This window comes from Halomonas sp. DP8Y7-3, from assembly GCF_019801675.1.
Classification (GTDB): domain Bacteria; phylum Pseudomonadota; class Gammaproteobacteria; order Pseudomonadales; family Halomonadaceae; genus Halomonas; species Halomonas litopenaei_A.
Map to the genome: position 1 here is coordinate 373,987 of NZ_JAHVIO010000019.1, position 22,068 is coordinate 396,054.

21 protein-coding genes and 1 riboswitch are annotated in these 22,068 nt (G+C 63.7%); of the genes, 6 read left to right on the forward strand and 15 right to left on the reverse strand.

Annotated elements, in window-relative coordinates; translation table 11 throughout:
* Nucleotides 1-215: 215 nt before the first annotated feature.
* Nucleotides 216-1,133: a MurR/RpiR family transcriptional regulator gene (locus tag KUV86_RS19270; protein WP_222163634.1), complete on the forward strand. Its 918-nt coding sequence runs from the start codon at nucleotides 216-218 to the stop codon at nucleotides 1,131-1,133.
* Between the two features lie 72 nt (nucleotides 1,134-1,205).
* Here the strand turns inward: KUV86_RS19270 and KUV86_RS19275 are convergent, their stop codons facing one another.
* The gene (locus KUV86_RS19275) at nucleotides 1,206-2,183 is read right to left on the reverse strand and encodes an NADPH:quinone reductase (RefSeq protein WP_206943491.1); all 978 of its coding nucleotides are present in this window, start codon (nucleotides 2,181-2,183) and stop codon (nucleotides 1,206-1,208) included.
* Between the two features lie 370 nt (nucleotides 2,184-2,553).
* Between KUV86_RS19275 and azu the strand changes: the two genes are divergently transcribed.
* Nucleotides 2,554-3,048 (forward strand): azurin, encoded by a 495-nt coding sequence (azu, locus tag KUV86_RS19280; protein ID WP_224907462.1) that lies wholly within the window; start codon nucleotides 2,554-2,556, stop codon nucleotides 3,046-3,048.
* A 214-nt stretch (nucleotides 3,049-3,262) separates the two neighbouring features.
* On the opposite strand, the gene KUV86_RS19285 is transcribed toward azu, so the two are convergent.
* Nucleotides 3,263-3,874 carry a hypothetical protein gene (locus KUV86_RS19285; protein WP_222486234.1) on the reverse strand — a complete coding sequence of 204 codons (612 nt, stop codon included), beginning with the start codon at nucleotides 3,872-3,874 and terminating at the stop codon, nucleotides 3,263-3,265.
* 290 nt (nucleotides 3,875-4,164) lie between these two features.
* On the opposite strand from KUV86_RS19285, the gene KUV86_RS19290 reads away from it, so the two are divergent.
* The 3 genes from KUV86_RS19290 (at nucleotide 4,165) to KUV86_RS19300 (ending at nucleotide 6,531) form a co-directional block, all read left to right on the forward strand.
* Complete coding sequence (locus tag KUV86_RS19290) at nucleotides 4,165-4,929, forward strand: glycerophosphodiester phosphodiesterase family protein (RefSeq protein WP_206943493.1); 765 nt, start codon at nucleotides 4,165-4,167, stop codon at nucleotides 4,927-4,929.
* A 143-nt stretch (nucleotides 4,930-5,072) separates the two neighbouring features.
* Nucleotides 5,073-5,921: an alpha/beta fold hydrolase gene (locus KUV86_RS19295; RefSeq protein WP_261397718.1), complete on the forward strand. Its 849-nt coding sequence runs from the start codon at nucleotides 5,073-5,075 to the stop codon at nucleotides 5,919-5,921.
* A 202-nt stretch (nucleotides 5,922-6,123) separates the two neighbouring features.
* The gene (locus KUV86_RS19300; protein WP_222486236.1) at nucleotides 6,124-6,531 is read left to right on the forward strand and encodes a hypothetical protein; all 408 of its coding nucleotides are present in this window, start codon (nucleotides 6,124-6,126) and stop codon (nucleotides 6,529-6,531) included.
* A gap of 16 nt (nucleotides 6,532-6,547) precedes the next feature.
* Here the strand turns inward: KUV86_RS19300 and KUV86_RS19305 are convergent, their stop codons facing one another.
* The 13 genes from KUV86_RS19305 to cobT form a co-directional block, all read right to left on the reverse strand.
* Nucleotides 6,548-8,011, reverse strand: coding sequence for a cobyric acid synthase (locus KUV86_RS19305; RefSeq protein ID WP_222486238.1), 1,464 nt, complete (start codon nucleotides 8,009-8,011; stop codon nucleotides 6,548-6,550).
* 77 nt (nucleotides 8,012-8,088) lie between these two features.
* Nucleotides 8,089-8,715 carry a cob(I)yrinic acid a,c-diamide adenosyltransferase gene (gene cobO / locus KUV86_RS19310; protein WP_222486240.1) on the reverse strand — a complete coding sequence of 209 codons (627 nt, stop codon included), beginning with the start codon at nucleotides 8,713-8,715 and terminating at the stop codon, nucleotides 8,089-8,091.
* A complete protein-coding gene (locus KUV86_RS19315) occupies nucleotides 8,681-9,604 on the reverse strand; it encodes an ABC transporter ATP-binding protein (protein WP_222486242.1) in 924 nt (307 codons plus the stop codon). Before KUV86_RS19315 ends, cobO begins: the two co-directional genes overlap by 35 nt.
* 9 nt (nucleotides 9,605-9,613) lie before the next feature.
* Nucleotides 9,614-10,612: a FecCD family ABC transporter permease gene (locus tag KUV86_RS19320; protein WP_222486244.1), complete on the reverse strand. Its 999-nt coding sequence runs from the start codon at nucleotides 10,610-10,612 to the stop codon at nucleotides 9,614-9,616.
* Complete coding sequence (locus KUV86_RS19325; RefSeq protein ID WP_315901006.1) at nucleotides 10,599-11,516, reverse strand: cobalamin-binding protein; 918 nt, start codon at nucleotides 11,514-11,516, stop codon at nucleotides 10,599-10,601. The genes KUV86_RS19320 and KUV86_RS19325 overlap by 14 nt, the downstream gene beginning before the upstream one ends.
* The gene (locus KUV86_RS19330) at nucleotides 11,513-13,438 is read right to left on the reverse strand and encodes a TonB-dependent receptor domain-containing protein (RefSeq protein ID WP_261397719.1); all 1,926 of its coding nucleotides are present in this window, start codon (nucleotides 13,436-13,438) and stop codon (nucleotides 11,513-11,515) included. Before KUV86_RS19330 ends, KUV86_RS19325 begins: the two co-directional genes overlap by 4 nt.
* Nucleotides 13,439-13,644: 206 nt before the next feature.
* Nucleotides 13,645-13,863: riboswitch (cobalamin riboswitch) on the reverse strand.
* A gap of 116 nt (nucleotides 13,864-13,979) precedes the next feature.
* A complete protein-coding gene (locus KUV86_RS19335; RefSeq protein WP_222486246.1) occupies nucleotides 13,980-14,399 on the reverse strand; it encodes a bifunctional adenosylcobinamide kinase/adenosylcobinamide-phosphate guanylyltransferase in 420 nt (139 codons plus the stop codon).
* The gene (locus KUV86_RS19340; RefSeq protein ID WP_222486248.1) at nucleotides 14,351-14,989 is read right to left on the reverse strand and encodes a histidine phosphatase family protein; all 639 of its coding nucleotides are present in this window, start codon (nucleotides 14,987-14,989) and stop codon (nucleotides 14,351-14,353) included. Before KUV86_RS19340 ends, KUV86_RS19335 begins: the two co-directional genes overlap by 49 nt.
* The gene (locus KUV86_RS19345; RefSeq protein ID WP_261397730.1) at nucleotides 14,941-15,714 is read right to left on the reverse strand and encodes an adenosylcobinamide-GDP ribazoletransferase; all 774 of its coding nucleotides are present in this window, start codon (nucleotides 15,712-15,714) and stop codon (nucleotides 14,941-14,943) included. The genes KUV86_RS19340 and KUV86_RS19345 overlap by 49 nt, the downstream gene beginning before the upstream one ends.
* 123 nt (nucleotides 15,715-15,837) lie before the next feature.
* Entirely contained in the window at nucleotides 15,838-16,407 is a 570-nt protein-coding gene (locus KUV86_RS19350; protein WP_222486250.1) for a bifunctional adenosylcobinamide kinase/adenosylcobinamide-phosphate guanylyltransferase, read from the reverse strand.
* Nucleotides 16,404-17,549, reverse strand: coding sequence for a threonine-phosphate decarboxylase CobD (cobD, locus tag KUV86_RS19355; RefSeq protein WP_222486252.1), 1,146 nt, complete (start codon nucleotides 17,547-17,549; stop codon nucleotides 16,404-16,406). The genes KUV86_RS19350 and cobD overlap by 4 nt, the downstream gene beginning before the upstream one ends.
* Nucleotides 17,546-18,649, reverse strand: coding sequence for an adenosylcobinamide-phosphate synthase CbiB (gene cbiB / locus KUV86_RS19360; RefSeq protein ID WP_222486254.1), 1,104 nt, complete (start codon nucleotides 18,647-18,649; stop codon nucleotides 17,546-17,548). The genes cobD and cbiB overlap by 4 nt, the downstream gene beginning before the upstream one ends.
* A gap of 35 nt (nucleotides 18,650-18,684) precedes the next feature.
* Entirely contained in the window at nucleotides 18,685-19,752 is a 1,068-nt protein-coding gene (cobT, locus tag KUV86_RS19365; RefSeq protein ID WP_409996350.1) for a nicotinate-nucleotide--dimethylbenzimidazole phosphoribosyltransferase, read from the reverse strand.
* A gap of 690 nt (nucleotides 19,753-20,442) precedes the next feature.
* Here cobT and KUV86_RS19370 point away from each other — a divergent pair.
* Nucleotides 20,443-21,999 (forward strand): arylsulfatase, encoded by a 1,557-nt coding sequence (locus tag KUV86_RS19370; RefSeq protein WP_222486257.1) that lies wholly within the window; start codon nucleotides 20,443-20,445, stop codon nucleotides 21,997-21,999.
* Nucleotides 22,000-22,068 lie beyond the last annotated feature (69 nt).

The following is a 22,068-nucleotide window of genomic DNA, read 5'->3' on the forward strand; positions in this document are numbered from 1 at the left end:
AGCACGAGCTCAGGATCAGGCGCTGGTCGAGTGGCTGGGCGGCATCGACATCATCACCGCCAACAACAAATGCAAATATTAAATGCTTTTCAGATTGTTTCAATGCATTATTTGCAAAAGCTCGCCTTCTCTACGCGTCTTCTGAGATAGCTGGCAAGATAAGCAGCTGTTTTCACATGGCCTCTATCGCCGAATGTTTCAGACAAGGAGCCAAGATGCCGTCCTCTCCCCCTGCTAACGCGCCGGTGCCTCGCCATCTTGCTGACCTTCAACGTCTCGCCGAGAGCATCCGTGAGGGGCATTCCTCGCTGCGTCTTGGGCGGCGCTCACTGGCCGTATTGACGGCACTGATCGAGAGCCCTCAGTCCACTGCGGTGGCATCGATCAGCGAACTGGCGCAGCGCCTCGACGTGAATCCATCCACGCTGACACGTCTTGCCCAGCGACTGGGGTTCGACGGGTTCGGCGAGCTGCAAGGGGTCTTTCGTCGCGAGGTGGCCGACGGCGGGGAGCATTTCTACAGCGACCTCGCTGCGAAGCTGTCGACGGACCAGGACGAGGGCAAGGGCGTGGCGCGACTGGCACGTCTGGGCCGCCAGGAAAGCGCGAACTTTGCCGCGCTGTTGCACCAGCTGGAAGCGGGCACCTATGACGCTGTCGTCGAGCTGCTGGCCACAGGACCCAGGGTGAGAATCCACGGCCAGCGCCAGTTTGCTTCGCTTGCGCAGTTCATGGCCTATGGATTGGGCATGCTACGTGCCGACGCAGCCGAGCTCGATGCGGGGCGACAGGGAGTGGCCGATGCCCTTGCTCAACTGGACGCGGGTGACGTGCTGGTCGTGGTCAGTTGCTTTCCCTACACCACCAGCGTGCTGGAAACCGCGAAGGTAGCGGCAAAGGCAGGTATCCGGATCATTGCGCTGACAGACAGCGAATCGTCACCGCTGTCACGGGTCGCAGAACACCGCTTCCTGGTACCCAACGACAGCCTGTTCTTTTCCAACGCCATGGGCGCCTTCTTCCTGTTGGCGCAAGGGCTACTGACTGAGGTGGCAGACCGACTCGGCCATGAAGGACTGGCCGCGCTGAGACGACGAGAAAAGATGATCCGAGAGTTGGGGGCATCACTATAGTGCTGGACCAGCGAGCCCGCCACGCGGACTCGCTGCCTGCGCCCGACGATCGCCGTCAAGCGCGAGGGACTCTCAGGGCAGCAGCACCGTCGAGCCGGTTGTCTTGCGTGAGGCCAGCGCGTCCTGGGCCTTGCCCGCCTCTGCCAGCGAGAAACGCTGGGCCACATCAATCTTCACCTGGCCGCTCTCGATCATATCGAACAGCTCATCCGCCATGTCCTGCAGCCGCTCAGGCGTATCCGCGTAGCCATTGAGGCTGGGACGCGTCACATACAGCGCGCCCTTCTGGTTGAGGATGCCAATATTGACGCCTTCCACCGGCCCCGAGGCGTTGCCGAAGCTGACCATCAAGCCTCGCGGTTTCAGACAGTCGAGCGACGTCTCCCAAGTGTCCTTGCCAACGCTGTCATAGACCACGTCGACCATGGCACCGCCCGTCAACTCACGCACACGCTCCACCACGTCTTCCTTGGTGTAGTCGATGGTGGCCCAGGCGCCGTTACGCTTGGCAAGCTCAGCCTTCTCGTCGGAGCTGACCGTACCGATGAGCTTGACCCCAAGCGCCTTCGCCCATTGGCAGGCAATGGAACCCACGCCACCGGCGGCGGCATGGAACAGAATGGTCTCACCGCCCTGCAGCGGATAGGTCTGGCGCAGCAGGTACTGCACGGTCAGGCCCTTCAGCATGGCCCCGGCGGCGGTCTCGCAGCTGATGCCTTCGGGCAAGGCCACGACCTTGTCGGCCGGTAGGGTATGCAACTCGGCGTAGGCGCCCAGAGGCCCCTGGGCATAGGCCACGCGATCCCCGACCTGCAAATGCTCGACGCCTTCACCCACGGCATCGATCACGCCTGCCCCTTCGGTGCCAAGCCCAGAGGGTAGCGATGGCGCCGGGTAGAGTCCGGTACGAAAATAGATATCGATGAAGTTGAGGCCGACCGCCTCGTTGGCAACGCGCACTTCACCCGGTCCGGGGGCCGACGTGGGCGTATCCACCAGTTCCAGTACGTCTGAACCACCGGTACGAGCGAACTGAATCCGCTTGGCCATGGAAAAGATTCCTTACACTGCTAACGGGATGTACGCCCAGTCAAGCGCTATGCGCGAGTGGGGTCAAGCCCAATGTCTTCCATCTTCCTCTGCCGGGCGGCATTTGAGGGTACACCCCACACCAGGTTGTGTGGGCAAAGCGAAGCGCCGCTCTCACTTCGCCTTGACAAGACAACAGATGTTATCGACACTCATCAAACTGTATACATTATCGACATTATAATGCATACATGAATAACGCGCTGCACAGAGGCAGAACCACCGCGATGGATCGCCGTTCATGGACCTTAACCTCATGCGACGACCGCCAGGCCCTGTTCAGTCCACTGAGAAAGGCGCACTGACGTCTCCCACTGACGAGATTGCTAACATGAAGAAGAGCCTGATTTCTGCTGCTGCCCTGCTGTCCTGCTCTGCCGCGCTAATGACGGTCGCGGGTGGGGCCTGGGCTGACGACGCCGCCCAGTCGGAGGTGGCCGAGGAGTGCCAGCTGACGATCGACAGTACCGACCAGATGCAGTACGACAAGAGCGAGATGAGCGTACCGGCGAGTTGCGAGACCGTCAGCCTGACGCTGACGCACTCCGGAACCATGGCCAAGAATGTCATGGGCCACAACTGGGTGCTGGCACCTAGCGATGCCTATCAGGAGATTGCCTCCGCGGGGATGCAGGCGGGGCTCGACAACAACTACCTGCCTGACGATGACCGCATTGTGGCTGCCACCGATGTCATCGGCGGCGGAGAGTCCACGCAAATCACCTTCAGCACCGAAGGGCTGGACGACAAGGACCTGACCTTCTTCTGCTCCTTCCCCGGCCACTCTTCGATCATGAAGGGCAGCTTCAGCCTGAGCGAAGGCTAAGCCCGCGCGCCTGCGACATAACGTCGACAGCGGCCTGCCTCCGGCTCCAGGGCCACCCTGGAGCCTCTGCCGGCGCGACCCGGGCTTCCTCCGTTCATGGTGCCAGTGAGCGGATCAACAACCACCTTGCCCGGTGAGCGCCGACCCGCCCGTCAGAGGGTGCAGGACATGATTCCCGCTACAGCGTTCGCTTTAGGGTGAACCGACAAGTTGGCTACAGGGTCTGCGGAAAGCTCTCAAGCCCCCGCACAAAGCGATTCTTGTAGTCTTCGAACAAGGCCTTGTCCTGCTTGAAGTTCGCCACCACAGAAGCGTCGTCCACACTCAAGGTCCGCGGCAGATTATCCAGACTGGTCGCCGGATGCTTCGGTCCCAGTCCGATCTGCAGTCCACCCGGGCCCTGCAACCAACGCTGGATCCCCGCAGCGGTAAATTCCGCCTTCTGTGCGTCGCTGACCACATCCACCCGCAGCGGTGCGCGTAGCGCAAGCTCGGCAACCAGGCGCAGCGCCGGATTCAGGGTTTTCTTCTTGGGCGCATCGCCCTTGTCTCCCGCGGTATCTGCGTCCGGGTCCAGCGAGGTCAGCTGTGCCACGTTCATGCTGGTGCCCGCTTCATCACTGACCAGCAAGGCCAGCGCAACGGGGCGCGATTGATCGTCGACCAGCGCGATCAGCCGGGCCGCTTCCTGCTTGAACAAGACCCCGATCACGCCAGCGAAGGTCACCAGCGGTGCGATGCCCGCCTGGTGCCCGTAGGCTTCTGCGCACAGGCGAGCCAGGCAGGCCTCTCGTTGCTGGGGCTGGTTGATTTTGACGACCTTCATCACTGACCTCTGATTGCTGATACCTTGGGCGCCACAACCGTGCAAGACTGGACGGCTGGAGCCTACATCGAAAGCCGCGAGACTAGCATATTCTTGACGCTCTCGCTGGAGTCCTGACCGCGTTCGAGGATCATGGCCAGTGGCTTCCTCAATCGGTCATCTTTATATGTCACGATGACCAGGCATCAAGCCGACGACGCCGGATGGCAACGCCGTCAGCGGATCATCGGCCCATTGCGTGGCGCTGCCTTTTGCGATGGTCTTGCCGCCACGCCAGACAAGGAGAGCCCATGACTCACCGAAGCTTGCCGCCTCTGGCGCTGCCCCGCCAGATGGCCCACCGTGGACTATCGGCCCACGCCCCGGAGAACACCTTGAGTGCCGTGCAGCTGGCATGGGAGGCCGGTATTACCTGGGTGGAGCTCGACGTGCAGTTGCTCGGCGACGGAACCCCGGTGATCTGGCATGACCCGGGAATGCGTCGCTGCTCGAACGGTCGCGGCAAGCTGGCCAAGCTGAGACTGGAGCAGGCACAGGAGTACGATGTAGGCGCCTGGTACGCAGAGCGCTTTCGCGGGGAACGCATGGCGACACTCGACGACATGCTCAATCTGCTGGATCGCCGTGACATGGCGGTCAACCTGGAGCTCAAGATCACTCGTGGCCGCGACCCCGAAGCGCTGGCCGAATCGGTGATTCCCCGGTTGATGGAAGCCCTGCCCTACGACAGGCGCCTGGTTTCGTCCTTCAGCCCGGCCGCGCTGGATCATGCCCGCAGCATCGCTTCAGCAGAACACCTGGCACTGGGCGTGCTTACCGACAAGGTGGGCAAGGGGTGGCGCCAAGACGTCGAGGCGATAACGGCCTACAGCCTTCACTGCGACTGGAAGAAATTGAAGGAACCCCGCGCCCGAGAGGTGGTAGAAAGCGGCACCGCGCTCCTTTGCTACACCGCCAATGACCCCCTGGCCTTCCAGCGCTACTGGGACTGGGGGGTGACCAGCGTCATCTCCGATGATCCCGGCCGTTTTCTGAGTCCTCCTGTCGCCACCTGAACCGGCGGAAGCGTCGCCTGAGACTCATGAAAGCAAGACGCGAGATCACGACAAGAGAGCACGACTCAACCAAGCGCTTGCTTGGCAAACCTGGGGCATGCTCGCTATGGTAGGACCAGCCTTCCACCAGCGAGCGCCTCGACATGCTCAACAGCGATGCCCCCGTTAGCCCCCAGACCTTCCGCCGCCAACGTATGACGATCCCCTTGCACCAGGGTCTCGATACACTCGCCTCCTCAGCCGAGTCAGCGGGTCTTGAGGTAGCACGTTGGCATCCCGGCGGTGACACCACTGGGGTGCCACTCGTGCTGATGCACGACTCACTGGGCAGTATCGCGCTGTGGCGGGACTTTCCCGAAAGGCTATGCCGGAAGACCGGTCGCGAGGTCATCGCCTACGACCGCCTGGGCTTCGGCCAGTCCAGCGCACATCCTGGGCAGTTGCCCCACAGCTTCGTCACCGACGAAGCGCATCAAGGCTTCGCCGCGGTACACCGAGCACTGGGGTTGGAGGGCTTCATCCTTGTCGGGCACAGCGTGGGCGGAGCCATGGCGGCGGCGATAGCGGCTCGCTACCGTGACTGCCATGGGCTGATCACCATGGCCGCACAAGCCTTTGTGGAACCGCGCACTCTTACCGGCATTGGCGAGGCCCGCGATGCCTTCGCTCGGCCCGGCCAGATGGAACGACTCGAAAAGTACCATGGCGCCAAGGCCCGCTGGGTGCTGGACGCCTGGGTCGACACCTGGCTGGATCCCGATTTCCGAGGTTGGACGCTGGATGACCGCTTGGCCCAGATCACCTGTCCGGTGCTGGTTCTGCACGGTGATCAAGATGAGTATGGCTCCGAAGCCCAGCCCCGCCGCTACGCCGAACTGCCAGCCGGTCCCTGCCAGATGCAGATTCTGGAGGAATGCGGCCATGTACCCCACCGTGAGCAACCCGACCGGGTGCTGGAGATCATCACATCCTTTGCAAACGAATCACGCTGATATCCGGGCATCGAGCGATAACGGCAGCATCCTTGTCCTGAACCGTACCGGAGTGCCTTCCCCGTATCGCCGAGGCATCGCCGGCAAGTCGCTTGATCGACAGCTGTCTTTTAACCCCGTTCGATAACGCCTTCCATCTACCGCTGATCCAGTGTTCTCCGTCTGTTTAGGATAGGGTCTCCAACAACGAGAACCTGTCACCATGATGATTGTCCTTGAGATCGCCATCACCCTGATGATTGCGATCCCCCTCCTTATCTATCTCTTCAATGTCATTCGAAATGTCATTCAGAAGCGCCGACGCAAGGCCAAGCTGGAGTGGGACGAGCAGGCTTTGAATGTCGATAGCGTCGCAGAACTGAGCTCCGACAGCAGTCCGACAAGCCACGCTCATCATTCACAGCCCCATCCTACATCGCAGACTCACACCAGCCGCCACGAAGGCTCTGATACTGCCGTTGACACCGCTATCCGCCGGGACGCAGGGGCTTCCTTCTTCGCCAACTGGTTTGGCGGTGATGGCGGAGGCAGCAGCGGTGACAGCTGCGGAGGTGGCGGCGGTGACAGTGGCGGAGGTGGCGGTGATAGCGGCGGTGGTGGCTGCGATTAATTCGCCGGGCCCCGCATTACTGCAGCAGTCGCATCAGGGCATCCATGTCCAGGTGCTGTTCGATGGCATCCGCCAGGCGATCGAGCTGCTGTTCCCGGTGGGCATTGAGGTCAACATGCCGCTGGGCCTGCGGGTCAAGTCCGAGCCTGGCGAGCAGCGCCTCGCAGGCATCGGGCCCATCGAACAGTCCGTGCAGATAGGTGCCCATGACCTGGCCATCCTCGCTGACGGCGCCCTCGTCACGGCCTTCCAGCCGCAGCAGGGGCCGGGACAATGCCGGACCTCGACTCACTCCCTGATGAATCTCGTAGCCGTGGATACTGCGGTGCCCACCGGCGTGTTCAATCCGACCGCTGACCTGTTTCAACTGCTTGCGAGGTAGCATGGTCGTGGTCATGGCAAGCCAGCCGAGTCCTGCGACACCGCCCGGCTCGCCCTCGACTCCGTCGGGGTCGTCGATCCACTCCCCCAGCATCTGAAAGCCTCCGCAGATGCCGAGCACTCGACCACCGTAACGAAGATGCCGGCGAATTCGCGCCTCCCAGCCCTGGCGGCGCAGCCAAGCCAGGTCGGCGCGGGTGTTCTTGCTGCCCGGCAACAGGATGACATCGGCCGGAGGCGGTGGTTGGTCCGGACCCACCAGGCTCAGCTTGATGCCTGGGTGTAGCCGCAGCGGATCCAGGTCCGTGTGATTGCTGATGCGTGGCAGCGCAGGCACCACCACCCTGAGCGCTTCCCCCTCGTGTTCATCGAGTGCCTGTTCCAGGGACAGACTGTCCTCGGCGTCCAGCCACAGCCCCTGAAGATAGGGCAAAACGCCCAGCACCGGCCGTGCTTCACGCTGGGACAGCCAGTCGAGCCCCGGCTCCAGCAGCCCGATATCACCGCGAAAGCGATTGATCACAAACCCCTTGATACGCGCATTCTCAGTATCGCTGACCAGCGCCAGGGTGCCACAGAGCTGAGCGAACACGCCGCCGCGATCGATATCCCCCACCAACAGGACGGGGCAGTCCACGGCTTCAGCGAAGCCCATGTTGGCGATATCTCCCTCGCGCAGATTGATCTCCGCAGGACTGCCCGCCCCCTCGGCAATAATCACATCGAAGCGCTCGGCCAGGCGACGGTGGCAGTCCAGTACGGTCTGGCGCGCAGTGCTCTTGTACGCGTGGTAGTCCAGGGCCGCCATGCTGCCGTGTACCTGGCCGGCCAGGATTACCTGAGCGCCCTTGTCGCTCTCAGGCTTCAGCAGTACCGGATTCATGTCCGAGTGGGCGGCCACTCCGGCGGCCTGGGCTTGCAGTGCCGTCGAGCGACCGATTTCTCCGCCATCCACGGTCACGGCGCTGTTCAACGCCATGTTCTGAGGCTTGAAGGGAGCCACCTTGACGCCACGACGGGCCAGCGCGCGACATAGCCCCGCCACCACTGTGGTCTTGCCGGCATCCGACGTGGTGCCCTGAATCATCAACGTTGCCATTACACCCTTCCCTCTCCGTTCCCGCGCACTTTCCCACGCACTCTTCCACAACACCCAGGAACTGCGGTTCGGCCACCCTACAATTCGATGCCCTTCTGCGCCTTGATGCCCTGCTCCTTGAATGCGTGCTTGACGACCTTCATCTCGGTCACGGTATCGGCCAGTTCAATCAGTGGCTGCGGTGCATGTCTGCCCGTGACCACCACATGCTGCATGGGTGGCCTTGCCTGCAGGTCATCGAGTACCCGGTCAAGATCGAGGTATCCGTGGCGCAGCGCGATATTCAGCTCGTCGAGCAGCACCAGCGCGATATCAGGGTCCGCCAGCAATTCCCTGGCCTTGTCCCAGGCGGCTTCGGCAGCGGCCACGTCACGGCGTCGGTCCTGGGTATCCCAGGTATAGCCCTCTCCCATGACGTGAAAGGTGACGCCAGGCTGGCGACGATAGAAGGCCTCTTCGCCGGTAGAGAAGGCGCCCTTGATGAATTGCACCACCGCCACCTTCATGCCGTGGCCCAGGGCCCGACCCAGCATGCCGAAGCCGGAGGAACTCTTGCCCTTGCCAGGCCCGGTCAACACCAGCAGCACGCCCTGCTCCTTGTCGGCACGGGCGATGCGCTCGTTCATGATGCGCTGCTTGGCTTCCATGCGCCGGGCATGGCGCTCGGGATCAACGTGTCGTGATGGAGGTGTCGTCAGACTCATGGGGCCTTCCCTGTGTCGGTTTCAAGGAGCATGGGGCAGAGGCAACGCGAGGCACGAAGACACAGGCGCCGTCGACTTCAACAACGCTGAGTGGCTGCTGGTACAGCCGCTCCAGGGCGGCTGGCACCAGCATGGCGTCACTTGGCCCCCAGCAGGCACTGCCATCGGAATAGAGCAGCAACAGGTGATCACACCAGCGTGCTGCCAGGTTAAGATCATGCAAGCACATCACCACCGCGGCGCCATGGCTTGCCTGCTCGTGCAGCAGTGACATGGTGCCGACCTGATGATGCAGGTCGAGGTGGTTGGTGGGCTCATCCACCAACCAGATATCCGGGTCCTGAGTCAGCACTGTCGCCAGACTGACCCGCTGGCGCTCCCCCCCGGACAGGGACGACAACAGTCGCCCCCCCAAGTGAGCGATGTCCAGGCGCTCCAGCGCCAGCCAGGCGCGTTGGATATCGTCTTCGGACTCGTTGTGCCAGGCGCGCAGGAAGGGATGTCGCCCCATCAAGGCGGTCTCCAGCACCGTGGCGGGAAATTCGTCGTGGCGTTCCTGAAAGACGACGCCCAGGCGCTGGGCCAAGGAGCGGCGGCGCCAACGAGGGAGCGCCTTGTCGGCCAGCGTCACGCTGCCACTCCTCGGCGATTTGAGCCCTGCCAGTGTATGCAGCAGGGTACTCTTGCCGGCCCCGTTGGGCCCGAGGATGCCCCAGCGGCTGCCGGGTTCGAACACCATCGACATGGGCTGGCCGCCCGAGCGCCCCGGCACATCGATGACCAGGTCGGAACAGGCCAGGCCTTTGCCGACATCGCTGTCCGCAGACCTCCCTGCCTCATGTCGCGGAGCTGACCTGTGGGCCTGTGCAGATGAGTTCGAGGTGGTCATCAGCGCTCCTCAGCCGCGGCTTCGATGCAGCAGATACAGAAAACTCGGGACCCCGACCAGCGCAGTGATCACCCCGACCGGCAGTTGCTGAGGGGCGATCAGGATGCGCGCCAGGGTATCTGCCAGCGTCAGCAAGGCGCCACCGGCCAGCAACGAGGCCGGCAGTATCAGCCGCTGGTCGGCGCCTAAGCGCAGCCTCAACATATGGGGCACCATCAAGCCGACAAAGCCCACCGCACCGGCCGTGGTCACCGCCGTGGCGGTGGCCAGGCTCGCGCCCAGATACAGTCCCCATTCCAGAGGACGCACGGCAACGCCTAGCGCCAACGCCTGCTGGCCACCACGCGCCAGTACGTTCAGGGTCCTGCCCAGCGGTACCAGCACGGCTCCGGCCAGCGCGCCCACCACCAGTACCGGCCAGGGACTGCGCGCGTAGGCCATGTCTCCCATCAGCCAATACAGCATGCCGGGTAGTTCCTCTACTGGGCTGACCGCCAGCAGGAAGGTGATAATGGCGCCCCAGCCGGACGCCATCACCACCCCCGTCAACAGCAGCCTTGCCGGCGACCAGCTGCCGCTGCCGTGGGCCAGGCCAAACACCAGCAGAATCGATATCAGGGCACCGCCAAAGGCGGATAGCGACACCAGGGCAGCGCCAAGACCGGCCAGCATGGCGCCAAGGGCAGCCACTGACGCGCCTCCCGACAGACCCAGCACATAGGGGTCTGCCAGCGGATTTCTCAACAGCACCTGCATCAAGGCACCCGCCAGCGCCAGCAGCGCGCCAGTCCCGAAGGCCGCCAGGGCACGCGGCAGGCGCAGTTCCCACACCAGCGTGTGGTGCAGAGGGCTACCGTGTCCGAGCAGGGTCTGCCACAACTCCAGCGGCGACAGCGCGACACTGCCCACCGATACGGCCAGCAGCAAAGCCAGCACACCCACCAGCAGCAAAGCCCACAGCGGTCGCCGTCGGGAGGTGCGGGAGCTGAGCGTTCTAGCGCCGTTCACGTGCTGTCTCCAGGTGGTCGCACAGCCTGCGTGTTCCCTCGACCAGCCGCGGCGTGGCCCGCTGCACCAGGTCCGGATTGATGAAGAACAGATTGTCTTGAGCCACCGCGGTCATCTGTGGCCAGGCTCGCCAGGCATCCAGCCAGGTGGAATCGGCCTTGCCCATGCCTCCGGTAATGATGACCTCCGGGTCCGCCGCCAACACCGCCTCCCGTGAAAGGCGAGGCACCAATGGCGCCTCGCTGGCAAACAGATTGACGCCGCCGCAGAGTGCCAGCGCGCGACTGATCCAGTGTTCGCCGTTGACGGTCATCAGCGGTTTCTCCCATACCTGATAGAAGACCTCGACCGGCGGCGAGTCACTATAGCGCGCGCTGAGCGACGCCACCGAGTCGCGCAGCTTGCGGGCCGCGGCATCTCCGGTGTCCTGGGTACCGGCCAGGCGGCCGAAGCGCTCCAGCGTCGAGGCGATGTGCTCGAAGTCCGAGGCGTCCGAGCGGAACACCGGCAGACCGAATGCCTCCAGGCGATCCACCTGCTGGCCGGGATTACCCCCGGCCCAGGCCACCACCAGGTCCGGCTCCAGCGCCAGCAGGGCCTCCAGATCAAGGCGGTCGTAGCTGCCTACCTGAGGCAGCTCGCGGGCCGCTTCCGGATAGTCGCTGAAGCTGACGACACCCACCACCCGCTCTCCCGCTCCCGCGGCGAACAGAAGCTCCGTCACACTGGGCGACAGCGCGACGATGCGCTGGGCAGGCGACGCCAGGCATAGCTTCCGCTCGGTGTCATCAACCACGCAGATGTCGCCGTCCCCGTCGGGAGAGGAGGACGCCATGGCGGCACTGGTCAGCGCCGACAGCACCAGGCCAGCGCTGGCCGAGACAAGCGCGCGGCGGATGATCACAGGTTGAAGCCAACGCTCAGGTAGGCGGCACGTCCGGGGGTTTCGTAGTCCCAGAGTGTGCCATTGCTCGCGGTCACGTACTCGCGATCTAAGACGTTCTCGAGCGTCAGGTTGGCTTTCCAATCCGGCGCAAAGGCCCAGCCCGCGCGCAGGTCCAGGGTACCGTAGCCGGCCAGGCGTTCATCGTTGTCGACGTCATTGTAGCGGTGGTCCTGGGCGACGAAGGAGGCCCCCAGATTCCAGTCACCCAGCTGGCGATCGGCGTCCAGGCGCAGGGTCTGGCTGGCGCGCCTTCTCAATTGCTTGCCCGTGTCGCGGTCTTCCGGGTCGGTATAGGCGACGCTGGCGGCCAGGGTCCACTGGTCGAGCTCGAGCCCGGTGGCAAGCTCGACCCCACGAATTCGAGCCTCATCCACGTTGACCAGACCGTCGTCCCCCGATGCGATCAGATCATCGACGTTGGTCTGGTAGAGCGCCAGATCCCAGAACATTCGCTGGTACTGGCCGCGCAGACCAAGCTCCCAGGTTTCGGACTCTTCGGCGTCAAGGTCGCTATTGCTGTAATTGAAGAACTCTGGAAGGTACAGGTCGTTGAAGGTCGGGGCACGGAAGGCGGTGCCATAGCTGGCACGCAGGGTGTGCTGGTCGTCGAGGGCGTAGCCCAGCGCCAGGTGGCCGGTGACCTCATCGCCGAACGCCTCATTGTCATCGTGACGCAGGCCCGCCTGCAGCGAGAATGGCTCAAAGTCCATCAATGCCTGGGCAAACACCGCCATATTGTCGCGACTGGTCTCTTGGTACTCGGTGGTGCCATCGACCCTATCTTCCTGATACTCGGCGCCGGCGATCAACTCATGGGCGCCCAGCAGCAAGGTATTGTCCCAACGCGCGGTACGCGTCTCGGTATCGATTACCGAAGTGCCATAGGATTCAGAATGTGACTCCAGCTCATCGCGGGCCTCGCTCAGGGTAAGGCGCGACGACCAGATATCGGTCACCGGCACCTCGGCGTAGACCCCCGCTACCTGCTGAACGTAGTCCGAATCGCCGCCTTCGTATTCGTTGTTGCCGCTGGCCCGCAGGCCAAGAAACCCGAGGCGTGTGCCGCTATCGAAGGTGTGGGACAGACTGACCAGGCCCGAGGTGTTGTCATAGCCCTTGTCGTCGCCACCGTCTCGGATCTCGGTGCCGTCGCTGTCCAGGCGGGTGGCGCTGAACTGGTAGGAGGTGCCGCCCTCGCGGCCCGACAGACTGGCCGAGGCTCGCTGGGTATTGAAGGAGCCGGTACCGATCTGGACGCTGGGCGTCGGCCCCTGTTCATCGGGCTTGTCGGTGAACAGCTGTACCACCCCGCCCACCGCGTCGGCGCCGTAGAGCGCACCGCGGGGCCCACGTACCACCTCGATGCGCTCGAACATGCGCGGCTCCAGGTACTGCCAGGCAGGTGCTCCAGTGGTGGCGGAGCGCAGGCGGATACCGTCGATCATCATCACAGTAGCGGAGCTGTCGGTTCCGCGAATAAAGACGCTGGCCTGCTTGCCAAAGCCACCGCTGGTGGACACGTCAACACCGGGCACGCCACGCAGGGCGTCGGGAATGCTGACCGGATCGCGGCGCCTTAGCGTCTCTTCGTCGATGACACTGACCGAGGACAGCGATTGACTGGCCGTGCGCGGCGTCAGCGTCGCAGAAACGACCACAGGATCAAGCTCGGCTGTGACAGCTTCAGCAGACGCAGATTCGGCAGAAACAGCGGGGAACTCAGACGCTGTGGAGACGGTAGACGTGGACGATTGCGCGTTGGCCTGCCCCACCAGCAACCAGGGGGCGGCGGCAAGTCCAGCGACCATCACGGCATGGCGAGCGGTCAAACGTTGACGACACTGGACTGACGGAACAGCAGAAGAGCAAGAAGACGACATCGGTGTATCCCTTGGTGCCGCGCGTCCCCGCACGGCATGAACCCTTGAAGGCCGAGGAGCGGGAGGGAAACCGGACGTGGCGCTGGCACGCCTGTCGTCGAATCATCGCCGGTCGCTGACGACGATGACCCGGCAGCTCGTCAAGGCATGAGGTCAGCCGAGACGCGCCAGCAACAAGAGATGCCGTGCACCGGGACCCCACCGCCCCTTGGCATGGCTCTTCAGGCCGGTCTCCGGGCTTACGAGCAGAACCCTTGTGGCTCTGGCGCGCTTGCCTTCCCGTGGCCTGTCTAGAGGCAGCACAGTGGCATGATGAAGCACGCTTGACTCGATCACCGTTGCGGGGGCAGCGCCGGGTTCACACCGACTTCCCGTTTCACCCCACGTGTCTATTGACGTTCGTGACCCGCGCGCCTTGCGAAGTATGAAGGCTGACGCCGGGGCCGTCCTGCACGTTGGTTGGGGCACCTGAGAGTGGACGTAAGCTAGCAACCCGGGTGACGGGCGTCAACGACACAGATCAGGCGGCATGCCCCCAGCATCAAGGAAGGGCACCGGACAGCGGCATCATCAGACCATGGCGCACCAACGTGACCGAATCAGCCTGGTGGCAGGCATCCTGGCCAAGCCAGCCCATCAGGTCACGCAGCCGACGCTGTTCGGGGTCGACGGGCACGATGCCACGCCCGACCTCCTGCACGATCGCGATACGCGGACCAGGCCCCGAGCGCAGCCGCGTGAAGGCGTCGCGCCACTGGCCTTGCAACTCCTGATCGGAAGCCCTGGGCAACGCCCAGGTCAGCCAGTCCAACCAGTCGCAGACGACCAGCGACTCCGCTGAACCCAGCGCGTCGACGCTGCCGCTCAACCACTCATGCGCCTTACACCAGCGGGCGCCAGGGTACTGCTCTGCTACTCGCTGGTGCTTGCCACTGTGGGCACCGCCGAGGAAGACGTGCATGTGATCTCCCCTGCCTGTCGGGTCAGTGTCCAGCGTCGCCCGGCCGCCTGGCCAACGACGCCCTGCCAGAACGGGACGCCCTCGAACTCACGTCTGAGTTCACGGATTACGCCGCCATGGGTGACCACCAGCACTCGCCGGTGCCCCGCCTCGACGGCGGCATCAAAGATCGCATCAAGCGCCAGCGCCAGTCGCTCGCGCAGATCCTGGGCGGATTCGCCCCCCGGCGGGGCCAGCTCGCCGGCGCTGTCGATCCAGTCGCGGTACACCGGGTCATCCTTGAGCTCTTCCCACTGGCGGCCTTCGAATTCGCCAAAGTCATTCTCCCGCAGGCGCAGATCCAACCGTGGAGCGGGCCAGACTCGCCCCTCGGCAATATGGGCGAGCGTCTGACAGCAGCGCGTCAGGTCGCTGGCCACCACCGCGTCAAAGACCTCATCGGCGAGTTCATCCCGCAGGCGGTCCATATCGCCAAGCGCGTCGGGCATCAGCAGCGGAATATCCCGCTGACCTTGATACCGCTTGTCGAGATTCCATTGCGTCAGCCCGTGGCGCACCACCACCAGCTCGAGACAACTATCAGAAGCCATACTTCTCCTCCTTCGATGGCGCTGCCCAGCATATCGCCGTTGATACCGCGAAAGGCCTGGATCATCCCGCGACCAAAGCACCAGGTAAAGGCTCCCATGGCCAGCGCCATGCCCAGCAGCCCGAACAACGGAGCCACCAGCACCAAGGCCAGGCAGGGCAGCAAGGCAAGCGCGAGGTCGCCCCAGTAGAGCCCCTGTTGCCACTGATAGGCCAGCCCCCGGGGCCGGGCAGCGGGTACGCTGATCAGAAGCGCTACCGCCGCCCCCCGGGACAGGGCGGGCAGTACCACCAGCGCCCACAGTGGTGCCTCCAGCGCCAGCCAGCACCACAGCAGTGCTGCCTTCCATGCCAGCAGAAACACCAGTGCCAGGATGCCGAAACTGCCCACCTGGGGATCCTTCATGATCTCCCAGCGACGTTCCAGCGAGGTGTTGCTGCCAAGAGCGTCGGCCAGGTCCATGACACCATCCAGATGCAGCCCGCCGGTCGCGCCGACCCACAGGGTCAGCAGCAACAGCGCTCTCAGCGGGTCCGGCAAGGCACTGGAGGCAGCCGCCAGCGACGCCATTAGCCCGCCTATGGCGAGCCCCACCAGCGGGTAGCAACGTGCCGCCCAGCGCCGATTGGCGTCATTCCAGTCGATCGCGATCGGCAGCGGTATCCGGGTCAAAAACTGGATCGCCAGCCCCAGACCCGCCAGCATCGGCGCACAGCGTGTTGTCATGTCTTTCACCAGATTCTCCTGCCGCATCTTCCTTGCACGCTGTCCTGTTAGAGGTACGGGCCAAGCCATCAGGGAGCCACTGTCGCATCACTGGTCTTGGCCACTACCAGCCACTACCGGCCACTACCGGCCACTACCGGCCACTACCGGCCACTCAATCATCTGCCCTGCCACCACTTCGATCACCCGGTCGGCCCGACGTGCCAACAGCCGATGTAGCCGCTGCAGTTCTCGCACATACCAGCGCACCAGCGCATCCTGGGCAGGTAGCTCCTCATTGAGGTCGTTGGACACCACGACCAGGTGGATATCGCGCTGACGCGCATCGGCCAGTACGGCCGCCAGCTCCGCCTGAGCAAGCCGTGCTGCCTGGCGCCTTGAGCCGGGATCGATGCCGTCGGCAAACAGGCGTTGGCTTGTCCATAGGGTCAGGCAATCCAGCAGGACGCTATCGCCAGGAGCCACGGTACGCCAGGGATCGAGCAGCTGCAGCGGTGCTTCCAGGGTGCGCCAGCGGCCATCACGGCGGGCCCGGTGACGGGCCACTCGAGCCGCCATTTCGCGGTCACTGGAGCGAGCCGTCGCCAGATACCAGAGTTGGCTACTGGGCCTGTCAGCATGCAACGCAAGAGCCGCCTGTTCAGCGACACGACTCTTGCCGGAGCGAACGCCTCCCGCGATAAAGACGATCATGCGCCGCTGCCCCAGCGCTCTGCCTCTGGCGAATCGCGCCACTCTTCCAGCCGCCGTATCAGCAGCTGATTGCCCTGTCGTTGCTGCAATGCCACACGCACCCAGGCACCGTCGAGGCCAGCGAAGGTGTGGGTGTGACGAACCAAGACGCCATCACGCGCCAGGTGTCTGACGAGGCCTTCACCTTTTGCTCGGGATGGCGCCCCTGGCGGGCGAAACAGGACAAAGTTGGCTTGGGTCGGCAGGGCGACCAGGCCAAGCCTGCCCAGCGCCAGTGGCAGATAGGCACGCTCGGCCATGACCCAGTCCCGCGTCCTGCTGGCAAAGTCGGTATCCGCCAGAAGGGTCGGTACCAGGGCACTGGCCAGTCCATTGACGCTCCACGCTGGCTGATAACGCTGCAGCCGCCGACAGCAGCTCGCCGACGCCACCAGGTAGCCAAGGCGCAGGCCAGCCAGGGCGTAAAATTTGGTCAATGAGCGCAGCAACACCAGCGGCAGCCCCTGGTCCACCAGCGCCGTCAATGACATTCCAGGGTCGGCAAAGTCGACAAAGGCTTCGTCCACCACCACCAGAGCCCCACGGCGTCTTGCCGCCTCTAGCAATGTCACAACGTCCTCGCGGGCCATGCAGGCACCGGTGGGATTATTGGGCCGACAGAGGAATATCAGATCGACCTTGTCGGCGGAGGCGTCCAGGAGAGACGTCAACCGTTCGATATCCAGCGTCTCACCCTCGGGATGCAGCTCATATCGCTCGACGGCGACGCCATTGAGCGCGCAAGCTCGCGCATACTCTCCAAAGGTGGGTTCGACGATCAGCGCGCGCCCACCTCGGTACGCACTGGTGACAAGGTGGATGGCTTCGGCGCCACCGTTAGTCAACAGCAGTCGATCAGCGCCAACACCCAGCTCCGCTGCCAAGGCCGCATAGGCCGCAGGGTGGCCAGGATCAGGATAGTGCCGGGCGCTCTCCAGACTGTCCTTCAGCCAATCGGCCAGCCAATCGGGAGGCCCCAGGGGGTTGAGACTGGCACTGAGGTCGAGCCGCGGTTCGGTCCCCGCAAGGCCGAGCCGCTGCAGTAACACCAGGCCCTGCCCGCCATGTTCGGGCCAGTCCGCCTTCGTCCCTCGCTGATTCACGCCACACTCCCCAGAGCCAGTATCGCCAACGACATCACTATCAGGCTGCCCAGAGTGCCGGCGTAAAGACAGTGAATCGCCGCCGCGATGTGTGCAGGCCTCAGTGGCTGCAACGGTGTGCCGAGCACGGCGCGCCGGCTGACCTGCTCGCCATACCGATTGATACCTCCCAGCTGCACCCCCAGCAGGTTTGCCACCATGGCTTCAGGCCAGCCCGCATTGGGACTGGGGTGAGACGGTGCCTGGCGGCGGGTCGCACCAAGCGCGCCCTGTACATTGCCATGCACCTGATAGTCGCCGCGCAGAGGTGCTGGCACTATCCACACGACTACCCACATGAACAGCCACATGACCAGCCACATGGCCAGCGCCGTCAGCCGTGCCGGCACCAGGTTGACCAGGTCATCGAGTCGCGCCGCTGCCCAGCCAAACGCCAGGTAGCGCTCACTGCGGTGGCCGACCATGGAATCCAGGGTATTGATCGCCTTGTAAGCCAGCGCCAGCGGCGCTCCGCCTACCAGCGCCCAGAACAGGGGGGCGGTGATACCGTCGACGGTGTTCTCGGCCACGCTCTCCACGCAGGCGCGGGTCACACCGGTCTCATCGAGCTCGCGAGTATCGCGCCCCACGATCGCCGACACCGCCCGGCGTGCGCTCGCCAGGTCGCCGGCCATCAGAGGAACCGCCACCTGCCGCGCTGCCAGCACCAATCCTCGGCAGGCCAGGCACGTCCATATCAACAGCAGTTCCAGCGCCAGGCCCCACCAGGGGCTGACGGAGGCTGCCAGGCCAAGGGCGAACGCCGATGCGGCCCACACCAGCCCCACCACAATCAGCACCAGCGCTATGCCATTGAGGCGACGCCCTATCTGGCGGCCACGATTGAGGACGCTCTCCAGCTTGGCAATCAAGCGTCCCATCCCCACCACCGGGTGTGGCAGCCAGCGAGGATCACCCAGCCACAGGTCCAGGATCAGCGCCAGCACCACCACGATGAGCCCAACACTGCTGAAGGGGGCCAGGCCCAGTGGCTCAAACCAGGACAAGCCCTCCGGCGCCTTATCGGCAAGGACCGCCTGCCACTCGCTTGCTGCATTCATCGAGGCCCATCGACTCCCTTCGCTGCCATCGACACTCATTGGCCCGCATCGACGCCGGCATCATCGAAGGTCGCCATTTCTGCGAGCATGTCGCAGGCGCTTTGCAGCAGCGGATAGGCCAAGGCAGCCCCACTGCCCTCGCCCAGTCTGAGGCCGAGCGCCAGCAGTGGCTCCCCGCCGAGGGCGGCCAGGGCCTCGCCATGCCCCGCTTCATCGCTGCGATGACCAAACACCAGGTAGTCGCGCACACCGGGGGCCAGGCGCGTCGCGGCGAGCGCCGCCACCGTGGCGATAAAACCATCTACCAGCACCGGGGTGCGACTGGCCGCAGCGGACACGCAGGCTCCCGCCATGGCCACAATCTCAAGCCCACCGAACCGCGCTAGGGTATCCAGTGCCGTGCGCCCGGTTCCGCGGGCCAGCGCCCTGCCGATGACCTCACGCTTATGGCGTAGACGTTGATCATCGATACCCGTGCCGCGTCCGGTCACGGCATCCACCGAGAGCCCGGTAAAGGCGGCCAGCAAGGCGCTGCTCGCGGTGGTATTGGCGATCCCCATTTCACCCAAGATCAAGCACCCGGCACCCTGATCGGTGGCACGCTGCGCGGCGCGGACACCGACGTTCAGGGCAGCCAGCACCTCATCCTGGCTCATGGCATCTTCCCTGGCGATATTGCCGGTGCCGCTTCTGACTCGATCAACGACAACGCCTGCCACTCCCGCGCAGGATGTGGACACACCTACATCGACCACTTCCAGGCGAGCCTTGAGGCGTCTGGCGAATACATTGATGGCGGCCCCACCCTGGGCAAAGTTGGCCACCATCTGCGCGGTGACGGAGGCAGGGAATGCCGACACGCCCTCCGCCGCTACCCCGTGATCGGCAGCGAAGACAATGACGGCAGGAGGGTCGACACGCGGCAATGCCTGCCCGGTCATTGCCGCCAGGTCCGCCACAAGGTGTTCCAACTTGCCCAGGCTACCCGGCGGCTTGGTCAGACGGTCAAGACGAGCGCAGGCGCGCTGCCGTGCCAGAGGATCCAGGGGGAGAATGCTGTCAAGCAGCTCGGTGAGAGTCGGGGGCGGGTTCAGCTCGGGCACGTCAGATCATCCGGTGGGCTGGAGCGCTGCATACAGCGGCGTTTCAAGTGGTCCGCTCGCCGGACGACAGCGGCGGAGTCGAAAGGGCGAGCTTAGCAGATCGCCTCAACGGCTTCTGCATCACCTGAGTGGCGTGTACAACGCCCTGAGTCGACCTCCCTCCTGTGCTCCGCCCAGCCAGCCCCTCTTGAGGGAGCGCATCCCTTCGACGCTGCCACCAGACTCCAGCTGCAGGCCTCGGGAATCCTTGGAAGCGCACGTTCAAACGGCCAGCTGACCACCGAACGGCTGCTGACGGCAGTAACGCCATCTGGAAGACATGCGAACCCACGGCGATCACGCACGAGCGGATGCTGGCGCCTGCGGAATGCCGCTCTGCCCGGCATAAATGTCTCATAACATTGATAATGATCAGGGAGTTGCCGAAATGTCATATCGACACAGGATATTCAGCAACTATGCTGATCTGCAGTCGCCTTACGCACTGAAGCATGCCTTGCGCATGCTTCAGTGCGTCGCGTTTAGGGAAAGCGCGCCCCCTCTCCCATGACACACAAGGACCTTACTCTCTCGCTTCAAGACGCCAGACCTGGCAAGGCGTCGCAAGACCCGGAGATACCGTAGCACCAGCGCGGTAACCAAGCCGTTTTCACATCATGCACTGAAACACGCTAACGAAAAGGAGTGATCATGAGATTGCATTCGTCGGTATCCAGTACGCCCTGGAAGGGCATCGTGGTGGCATCGCTGGCAGCTGTCAGCCTTGCCGCAAGCATCCAGCCTGCCGCGGCTACCGAAGAGGACAATTCGTCGGACAAGCCAAACATCCTGGTGATCATGGGTGACGATATCGGCTGGTTCAACACCAGTGCCTATAACAGCGGCATGATGGGATATACCACCCCGAACATCGACAGCATTGCCGAGGAAGGTATCCGCTTTACCGATGCTTACGGACAGCAAAGCTGTACCGCCGGTCGCTCTGCCTTTATCACCGGCCAGTCACCCAAGCGAACCGGTCTCCTCAAGATTGGCATGCCAGGGGACCCCCTCGGCCTGCAGCCGGAAGACCCCACCATCGCCGAAATCCTCAAGCCGATGGGATACGCCACCGGCCAGTTCGGCAAGAACCACCTGGGTGACCGCGACGAGTACCTGCCGACCAATCACGGCTTCGACGAATTCTTCGGCAACCTCTACCACCTGAATGCGGAAGAAGAACCGGAAAACCCCGACTACCCGGGTGACCCAGAATTCCGTGAGCAGTTCGGCCCACGTGGCGTCATTCGCTCCACCGCCGATGGCCAGATCGAGGATACCGGCCCGCTGACCAAGCAGCGTATGGAAACCATCGATGAGGAATTCCTGGCCGCGACAGAGGACTTCATCGAGCGCCAGGAAGCCTCGGATACGCCCTGGTTCGTGTGGTACAACACCACCCGCATGCACATCTTCACCCACCTGAAGGATGAGAGCGAAGGCCGCACCGGACTGGGTGTCTACGCCGACGGTATGGTCGAACATGACGCTCTCGTGGGTCGCCTGCTCGACAAGCTCGAAGAGCTGGGCGCTGATGACAACACCATCATCGTCTACACCACCGACAATGGTGCCGAGAAGTTTACCTGGCCGGATGGCGGGACCACGCCCTTCCGCGGCGAAAAGGCGACCACCTGGGAAGGGGGTATTCGCGTTCCATTCATGATGAGCTGGCCGGGCCATATCGCACCGGGACAGGTCTCCAACGAGATCTTGTCACTGGAGGACATGTTCCCGACGCTGATCGCCGCCGCGGGTGAGCCCGACATCAAGCAGAAGCTGCTCGACGGCTACAGCGCCGGTGACAAGGACTTCAACGTCCACCTCGATGGCTACAACCTGCTGCCTAACCTTACCGGTGCCGAAGATGCCGGCGAATGGCCGCGCAACACCTTCTTCGCCTTCGTCGATGACGGTTCGCTGGGTGCCGTGCGCTTCGATCGCTTCAAGGCCCACTTCAGCATCCAGGAGCATGAGGGGATGGACGCATGGCGGCGTCCGCAGACCCAGCTCAAGGCCCCGCTCTTGATCGACCTGCAGGCGGACCCCTTCGAGGCGGCCCCGCTGGATTCTTCCTACTATGACGACTGGCAGCTGCGTCGCATGTACGCCTTTGGTCCCGTAGGCAAGATCGTGGCGGACTTCATGGCCACCTTTGAAGAATACCCCCAGCGCCAGGAAGCCGGCTCCTTTACGCCGAAGCAGTAACGCTTCCCTGGTAAGCCAACAAGAGGCCGCCCTTGGGCGGCCTCTTGCGGTTGTGTTCCCTTCCATCGC